Here is a 6,760-nt window from a genome sequence, read left to right on the forward strand (position 1 = left end):
GGCTTCCGGATCCTGCCCCCTCGGCCGGTCACGTTCCGGTCGGCCCGATCCGGTTGGTCATTCCGTCGGCCCGATCCAACATTGTCGGCCCGTCCATCGCAGACGGGCCGACAGAAGTGGATCGGGCCGACGGGACGAGCCCGAAGCGGACTCCGGGTCGATGGAATGAGTCCCCGAAACGGACCCCGGGCACCCGAGCCGGCCTGCGCACGGGAGGATCTGCGAGGATGCGGGGATGAGTGCTCCGCATCCCTCAGACCGTCCGATCGTCGTGGTGGGCGCGGGGATCGTCGGCACGAGCATCGCCTATCACGTCGCTCGCGCCGGTCGCGCGGTCCTCGTCCTCGACCGCGGAATGGTCGCCGCCGGCACGACGGGCGACTCCTTCGGATGGGCGGGGATCGCCGGGAACTCGGCGACCGCGATCGCCACGGGCCTCCGGCGCGGGGCCGCCGCCGCGTTCCTGCGCCTGGTCGACGAGCTCGACGCCCCGATCGCGCTGCGCCGGGGCGGTGCGATCGGCTGGGAGGAGACGCCCGAGGAGACCGCCGCCTACGTGCGATCGCACCGCGACCGCGGCCATCGCGTGGAGCTGATCACGGGGGACGAGGTGCGCCGCCGGGAGCCGCGACTGCGGGAGGCGCCGGCCGTCGCGGCGTGGGCGCCGGACGATGTGGGCGTCGACCCCGCCGCGCTCGCCCGCGCGCTGCGGGACGCGGCCCTCGCGCACGGCGCCGTGTTCCGAGAGCAGACGACCGTCGACGGGATCGCGGTCGAGCAGGGCATGATCCGCGGGGTCCGGATCGGCGATGACGTGATCGAGGCGGAGACCGTCGTCCTGGCCGCCGGCACCGCGATCCCCGCCCTCGTCCGGCCGCTGGGGCTCACCGTTCCGATCGAGGCGTCGCCCTGCCGCCTCGTCCGGTTCGCCACGCCGGAGCCGCTGCTCGCCGGCGTCGTGTCGACCCCGCTCTTCGAAGCGCGGCAGCTGGATGATCGGACGATCCTGGCGGCGGTGGACGTGGACCGCGGTCGCGTCGAGGTCGACGCCGTGCGCGCGGAGGAGGAGCTCGGAGTGCTCCACGACGCGCTCCTCGGGGGCGAAGGGATCACGCTGATCGGCACGACCGTCGCCGATCGCCCGATCCCGAGGGGCGGTCAGCCGATCGTCGGGCCGGTGGACGGCGTTCCCGGGCTCTACCTCGCCTCCGCGCACGCGGCGGTGTCGCTGTCCGGCGCGATCGGCGCGAAGGTCGCCCGTGATCTGGCCGGCACCTCGCGCTGACCGTTCTCCGTCCGGCATCTCCTCCCGCCCCCGTCGCGGGTGCTGCACATTCCGTCGGCCAGGTCCGCCGTTGTCGGCCCGTTCATCGTGGATAGGCCGACAACAGTGGATCGGGCCGACGGAATGAACCACCTCACCATCGGGCTGGTCGACCGACAGGACGATTGGCGGGGTCGCGTGACTCAGCCCTCCCTGGTCTCCTGCTCCGTCAGGTCGCGTACGGCGTCCTCGAGGGAGGCGAGACGGGACGAGGTGTTGCCGGTCACCTCGATCACCGTCGCGCCGCCACACAGATGGCGGTCGTCGAGCAGTTCGAGGAGAGCCTGGTCCATCGCTGTGCGGAGGGCGGGATCCTCCTCGTCGTCGACCACGATGTCGCCGGTGAGTGGCAGGGCGATGAGCAGGTCGACGTGCCGCATGGCGGCGACGGCCCGTTCCTCCTCGGCGGCGGCCAAGGCGGCCGCGCTGCTCGATCGCCCGAGCTCGTCCACGGCGCGGAGATAGGCGAGGAAGTCCAGCGGTCCGCGCTCGGCGATCACGTCCGTTCCCGGGGGCGAGTCACGGAGCCGTGCCGCCGCCACGCGCAGCTGCGCGAGGAACGACGCCACGCCTGCGGGATCTTCGGTCTCGATCTCGTCGAACGGATCCGGCAGGACGGCGAAACCCCGCTGCGTCAGGGAGAAGTCGCTGATGAGGGTGCTCTTACCGCTGGCGTGGGTGCCCGAGACGACGATGCGCATGTCGGGGATTCTATGGGCGACGAGCAATCGGAGGATGCCCGCCCTGCGCTCCTCAGACCGCCCGACCGGTTGCCCGAGTCTCGAACTCGGTGCCCGTGTCCCAGTTTTTCGGGAGCCGTGTCCCGAAATCTGTTCCACGAGCCGGGCTGGACAACGGAAAGTGGGACGTGGTCGTCTTCGCCGCGCGTAGCATCGGGGGATGCCCGTGATCCCCTGGTCCGCCGGACGATGGACGCATCCGCCCCTTGCCGCCGAGGAGGTCGAGGGAGACCTGCTCGTCACCGCGGAGGAGGGGAGCGATGCCTGGCGCGTCACGTCCTACGGGTTCGTCCACGACAGCGAGCACGCCCTCATCGCCCCGTTCCGTGACGGCTCGGCGATGGAGGTCGAGTTCACGGCCGCGTTCACCGCGCAGTTCGATCAGGCGGGCCTGTTCGTGCGGGTCTCGTCCGAGCGCTGGGTGAAGGCCGGCGTGGAGTTCGCGGACGGACGTCCGCAGGTGGGCGCGGTGGTCACCGACGGGATGTCGGACTGGTCCCTCGCCCCGGTCCCGGACTGGGCGGGGCGGCGCATCCTCGTGCGTGTGAGCAGGGACGGGGACGCCCTCACGATCCGAGCAGGGGTGGACGGGGATCTGCCGCAGCTCGTGCGGGTCGTGCCGTTCGCCCCAGGGCTGGACGCCCATGCCGGGCCCTTCGTCTGCGCGCCGACCAGGGCGGGCCTCGTCGTCCCGCTGCATGCCTGGCGCGTGACGGATCCCGACTCGTCGCTGCACTGACCTGGGGCGCGACCGTGTCCGGTGCCGCCCCGAGGGCTCAGAGGTCTTGAGGTTCAGGCGTTCTGAGGTTCAGAGGCAGCGGGGCGCGCGGGACGCCCCGCCGTTGGCGGAGAGGTCGCCCAGGCCCAGCGTCGCGGCGCTCGCGAAGTTCGACGCGCCGAGGGCGACGTCGTTCACGGCGAAGAGCGTGCCCGAGAAGGACGGGCTCGTCGGAGACGATTCGGTGTAGAGGACGGCGATCCGGCTGTCCTCCAGATCGACGGCGAGGAAGTACCCGCCGCCGTTGTCGGACGTCGCCCCGGCGACCTCGTCGACGCCGAGGTCGAACCCACCGGCGGCGAGGTCGTCGAGCACCGGCTGCACGGCGACGCAGCTCGAGGAGGCGTTCTCGGGCAGCGACGCCCGTCGTGCGTCATGGAGGAAGTCCGCGAGGTCGTCGGCGTCGTCGAAGCCGATGAGGTCGTCGGGGCCCAGCCCGAGGTCGTCCAGGTCGTCCAGATCGAAGTCGTCGTCATCATCGAGGTCGAAGTCGTCATCGAAGTCGTCGAAATCGAAGTCGAAGTCGAAGTCGTCGTCCAGGTCGCCGAGGGCCAGCGCGTCCTCGCTCTGGGTCGGGTGCGGGGAGCCGGAGCCCGTGGCCCCGGGATGCGCCGAGGACGCCCCGCCCGGCCCTCCGGCCCCTCCTGCGCACCCGGTGAGGAGGAGGGCGATCGCCGCGCCGGCGAGGAGCAGTCCCGGAACGGTCCGGCGTTCGTCTCGTCTGCGCATGGTCGTTCCGTTCGGGTGGAGGAGAAGGCGTTCAGGAGAACTTTAGGGCACAGGTCGTCGGGTGCGAAGAGGTGGGACGGAACGTACGGGAGTCCACCTAGGTAGGCCGTGCCGCTCGTCGCGCGGCCTCGAACGCTCAGGCGCCGTGCCAGAACACGGCGATCCCCGCGTTGACGATCGCCAGCGCGCCGATGCTCCAGAAGGCCGCGGCCGTGGGCTTGCCCACCTTCTCGCGGGTGATCACGACGCCGAACATGCCGCCGATCGCGAAGGCCAGGACGAGCTTCACGCCGAGCTTCAGGTAGTCGAGCTGCACCCCGGCCGGGAAGGGGATGGCGAGGAGCAGTCCGGACGCGATCATCACGCCCAGGCCCGCCCGGAACAGCGTGGCGGTGACGTAGCGTCGCCGGGCGGCCTGGACGGCCCAGCCGCCGAGCAGTAGCGCGAAGCCGACGAGGTGGATGAGCACGAGAGCCTCGCGCAGCAGGGACAGCGGGTCCATGGGATCTCCGATCGAAGAGGGCAGGGTGGGGTGCACCCGCGGCGAGGCCACGGGCGCAGAGGCGGGCATGGGTGAGGTGGGGTGGGTGTGGATCGGGCGGCGGGGTGGTGCGGCTCGGTGGCGTCTCAGGTCTCAGGCGGCGGTCTTGCCGCCGTCGACCGGGAGGACGATGCCGGTGATGAACGATGCCGAGGCAGAGGCGAGCCAGGCGACGGCGTCGGCGACCTCGCCCGCCCGTCCCATCCGTCCCATCGGCACGTGCCGCCCGATCGACTCGCGGACCTCTGTGGGCTGTGACATCACCCGTCCCGACTCGATCGGTCCGGGGGCGACGGCGTTGACGCGGACGCCGCGGGAGGCGTAGTCCAGCGCGGCGGTGCGGGTGAGGCCCACCACGCCGTGCTTCGCCGCGACGTAGGCGCCCATCCCGGGAGCGCCGGCGATGCCGGCCGTCGAGGCGACGTTCACGATCGCGCCGCCCCTGTCGCCGCCGCCCCCGCCTCCTTTGCCGCCGTCGACGATGGCGGCGAGCTCGGCCTGGAGGCAGAGCGCGAGCCCGCGCAGGTCGGTGCCGAGCACCCGGTCGATCTCGCCCTCAGGGATCTCGCCGAACGGGGCGGGTCGATGCGCGATGCCCAGATTGTTCACCGCGACGTCGATCCCGGATGGCGCATGGGCGGCGATGACGGTCCGGAGCGCGCCCGGGGCCGCGGCGTCGACGGCCACGGCCGCCGCATCGGTGCCGGCGGTCCGCAGCTCCGCGGCCAGGTGCTCCAGAGGGCCGGCGGTTCGCGAGACCAGGATCAGCCGATGGCCGGCATCGGCCAGACGCCGGGCGATCTCCGTGCCGATCCCGCCGTTCGCGCCGACCACGATGGCCGTCGTCATGATGCAGTCCGTCCGGTGGGCTCCGGTCGTCCGGTCGCGTCCTGCGGGCCGCGCTTCGGACGGGAGGCGGGCAGCAGGAACGCCGCGGCGATGAGCCAGGCCCCTCCACCGAACCGGACGACCGGCAGCAGGGCCTGGAGCGGATCGAGGGCGAGGGAGAGGAAGGAGAGCTCGCCGAGGCCGGCGAGTACGAGGCCGGCGATCGCGAGCCAGCGGGGGATGAGGCGGAGGATGAGCGCCGGGACGGCGACGCCCGCGATGAGCAGCCCGACGCCGGTCGCGTAGCCCACGCCGCCGAGGGCGAAGGCGATCCTCCCGAGTGCCGCGGTGCCCTCCGGGTCGGCCTCGACGCCGGGGAAGCCCAGCGACCAGGTCACCAGAGCGGAGGCGAGGAGGGCGATCGAGGCGGTGATGCCGCCGTAGAGCCCGATGACGGGGCCGGGGACGCGGACGCCGAGATGCAGCTGCCTGGCGTAGAGCGAGGCGGTGAGGATTCCCAGCGGTACGGCGGCGCCGAACTGCAGCAGGGCGCCGATCCGTACGACGAGCGGGTGCGCGGCGTACCAGGCGGCGTCGGCGGCGTCCGCGAAGGGCGCGGGCGCGGATCCTGTCCCGAGGACGAGCACCAGGACGCCGGCGACGGTCAGGGCGAGGGTCACGATCGCGAGCGGACCCAGCGGCGGGCCGCCGGCGCGGCGTCGGGGGCGAGCGGGAGACGTGAATTCGGTCATGGGATTAATCGTGCACAGTGTGAATCATTCTGTCAAGTGGTCTATGCTGAGAGGGTGGATGCCGCTCGCCGACCCGCCCGCACGGGGTTCCTGCTCTCGCAGCTGGGTGCGTTCGCGTCCGCGCGATTCGGTGAGCTGATCCGGCCGGCGGGGCTCACGCCCTCGACGGCGGGGGTGCTCCGCATCATCGCGCGTCAGCCGGGGCTGAGCCAGCGGAAGCTCGCCGATCGCCTCGGCGCCGTGCCGAGCCGGGTCGTCGTGCTCGTGGACTCCCTGGAGGGCGCAGGCCTCGTCGAGCGCTCGCGCGATCCCGAGGATCGGCGGCACCACCGGCTGGATCTGACGGAGCGCGGGCGCCAGGTGCTCGGCGAGCTCCGCGGGGCGGCGGAGACCCAGAACGCCGATGTCCTCGCCCCGCTCGATCCCGAGGAGCGCGAGGTGTTCGCCGCCCTCGTGTCGAAGCTCGCCGCCGCGCACGGCCTGGATCCCGACGTCCACCGCGGCTACGGCGACGCTCCTTCCCCGCCTTCCGCGCCTTCCGCTCCTTCCCCGCCTCGCTGACGTCGCGGGGTAGGGCTGGGGGTCGGGGCTGGGGGTGTCCTTGGGCGCGCTTTCTACCCCGGCGTGGCAGTTCTTGCGGGTTCAACCCCGTCCGAACTAGCAGTTCCTGCCCCGGCGTGGCAGTTCTTGTGGGTTGAGTGAGGGCGTCGCCCCGCCGTGGCAGCTTTTGTGGGTTCGGCCCTGTTCGAAGCAGCAGTTCCTGTCCCGGCGGGGCGATTCTTGTGGGTTGAGCGTGCCCGAGGCCATGTCTGTGCGCCCCGCGTTGGCGCACGGAGCGGGATCTGGTGCGAAAGTGCCACGGCGTGGCAGCTTCTGCGGGTTGAGCGTGGTGTGAACCCGCAAGAACTGCCACGGCGGGGCAAGAGGTGAGGTGTGGCGAGGCAAGAGGTGAGCCATGCCGGGGCAAGAGATGGGTGGCGTCCCTCTGAGTGGTGGAGATTGTCAACACCGGCGAGGTCAGCTGTTTTGATTATGCCGCGATGAGTTCGGGGATGCTCTCCTGTTCGT

The 6,760-nt window shown here is 72.0% G+C and carries 8 protein-coding genes; 3 read left to right on the forward strand and 5 right to left on the reverse strand.

Annotated elements, in window-relative coordinates:
* The first annotated feature begins 235 nt into the window (after nucleotides 1-235).
* Complete coding sequence (locus J2Y69_RS13135) at nucleotides 236-1,285, forward strand: NAD(P)/FAD-dependent oxidoreductase (protein ID WP_310021454.1); 1,050 nt, start codon at nucleotides 236-238, stop codon at nucleotides 1,283-1,285.
* A 182-nt stretch (nucleotides 1,286-1,467) separates the two neighbouring features.
* Here J2Y69_RS13135 and J2Y69_RS13140 read toward each other — a convergent pair whose 3' ends face one another.
* Nucleotides 1,468-2,025, reverse strand: coding sequence for an AAA family ATPase (locus J2Y69_RS13140; RefSeq protein ID WP_310021456.1), 558 nt, complete (start codon nucleotides 2,023-2,025; stop codon nucleotides 1,468-1,470).
* Nucleotides 2,026-2,224: 199 nt separating this feature from the next.
* Between J2Y69_RS13140 and J2Y69_RS13145 the strand changes: the two genes are divergently transcribed.
* The gene (locus J2Y69_RS13145; protein ID WP_310021458.1) at nucleotides 2,225-2,803 is read left to right on the forward strand and encodes a DUF1349 domain-containing protein; all 579 of its coding nucleotides are present in this window, start codon (nucleotides 2,225-2,227) and stop codon (nucleotides 2,801-2,803) included.
* Nucleotides 2,804-2,872: 69 nt separating this feature from the next.
* Here J2Y69_RS13145 and J2Y69_RS13150 read toward each other — a convergent pair whose 3' ends face one another.
* The 4 genes from J2Y69_RS13150 to J2Y69_RS13165 all read right to left on the reverse strand — a co-directional run bounded on the left by J2Y69_RS13150 (nucleotide 2,873) and on the right by J2Y69_RS13165 (nucleotide 5,692).
* Nucleotides 2,873-3,571 (reverse strand): hypothetical protein, encoded by a 699-nt coding sequence (locus J2Y69_RS13150; RefSeq protein WP_310021460.1) that lies wholly within the window; start codon nucleotides 3,569-3,571, stop codon nucleotides 2,873-2,875.
* Between the two features lie 136 nt (nucleotides 3,572-3,707).
* A complete protein-coding gene (locus J2Y69_RS13155; protein ID WP_310021462.1) occupies nucleotides 3,708-4,073 on the reverse strand; it encodes a Fe-S protein in 366 nt (121 codons plus the stop codon).
* Between the two features lie 132 nt (nucleotides 4,074-4,205).
* Nucleotides 4,206-4,961 carry an SDR family NAD(P)-dependent oxidoreductase gene (locus J2Y69_RS13160; protein ID WP_310021463.1) on the reverse strand — a complete coding sequence of 252 codons (756 nt, stop codon included), beginning with the start codon at nucleotides 4,959-4,961 and terminating at the stop codon, nucleotides 4,206-4,208.
* Nucleotides 4,958-5,692 carry a hypothetical protein gene (locus J2Y69_RS13165; protein WP_310021465.1) on the reverse strand — a complete coding sequence of 245 codons (735 nt, stop codon included), beginning with the start codon at nucleotides 5,690-5,692 and terminating at the stop codon, nucleotides 4,958-4,960. The genes J2Y69_RS13160 and J2Y69_RS13165 overlap by 4 nt, the downstream gene beginning before the upstream one ends.
* Nucleotides 5,693-5,746: 54 nt before the next feature.
* Here J2Y69_RS13165 and J2Y69_RS13170 point away from each other — a divergent pair, with 54 nt between their 5' ends.
* Nucleotides 5,747-6,253, forward strand: coding sequence for a MarR family winged helix-turn-helix transcriptional regulator (locus tag J2Y69_RS13170; protein WP_310021467.1), 507 nt, complete (start codon nucleotides 5,747-5,749; stop codon nucleotides 6,251-6,253).
* Nucleotides 6,254-6,760: the final 507 nt, after the last annotated feature.

The sequence above is a fragment of the Microbacterium resistens genome (assembly GCF_031456305.1).
GTDB lineage: Bacteria > Actinomycetota > Actinomycetes > Actinomycetales > Microbacteriaceae > Microbacterium > Microbacterium resistens_A.

Excerpts from the sequence above, each read along its gene's own strand:
- J2Y69_RS13135 (WP_310021454.1), top strand. The coding sequence starts at position 236 with ATGAGTGCTCCGCATCCCTCAGACCGTCCGATCGTCGTGGTGGGCGCG.
- J2Y69_RS13140 (WP_310021456.1), bottom strand. The coding sequence starts at position 2,025 with ATGCGCATCGTCGTCTCGGGCACCCACGCCAGCGGTAAGAGCACCCTC.
- J2Y69_RS13145 (WP_310021458.1), top strand. The coding sequence starts at position 2,225 with ATGCCCGTGATCCCCTGGTCCGCCGGACGATGGACGCATCCGCCCCTT.
- J2Y69_RS13150 (WP_310021460.1), bottom strand. The coding sequence starts at position 3,571 with ATGCGCAGACGAGACGAACGCCGGACCGTTCCGGGACTGCTCCTCGCC.
- J2Y69_RS13155 (WP_310021462.1), bottom strand. The coding sequence starts at position 4,073 with ATGGACCCGCTGTCCCTGCTGCGCGAGGCTCTCGTGCTCATCCACCTC.
- J2Y69_RS13160 (WP_310021463.1), bottom strand. The coding sequence starts at position 4,961 with ATGACGACGGCCATCGTGGTCGGCGCGAACGGCGGGATCGGCACGGAG.
- J2Y69_RS13165 (WP_310021465.1), bottom strand. The coding sequence starts at position 5,692 with ATGACCGAATTCACGTCTCCCGCTCGCCCCCGACGCCGCGCCGGCGGC.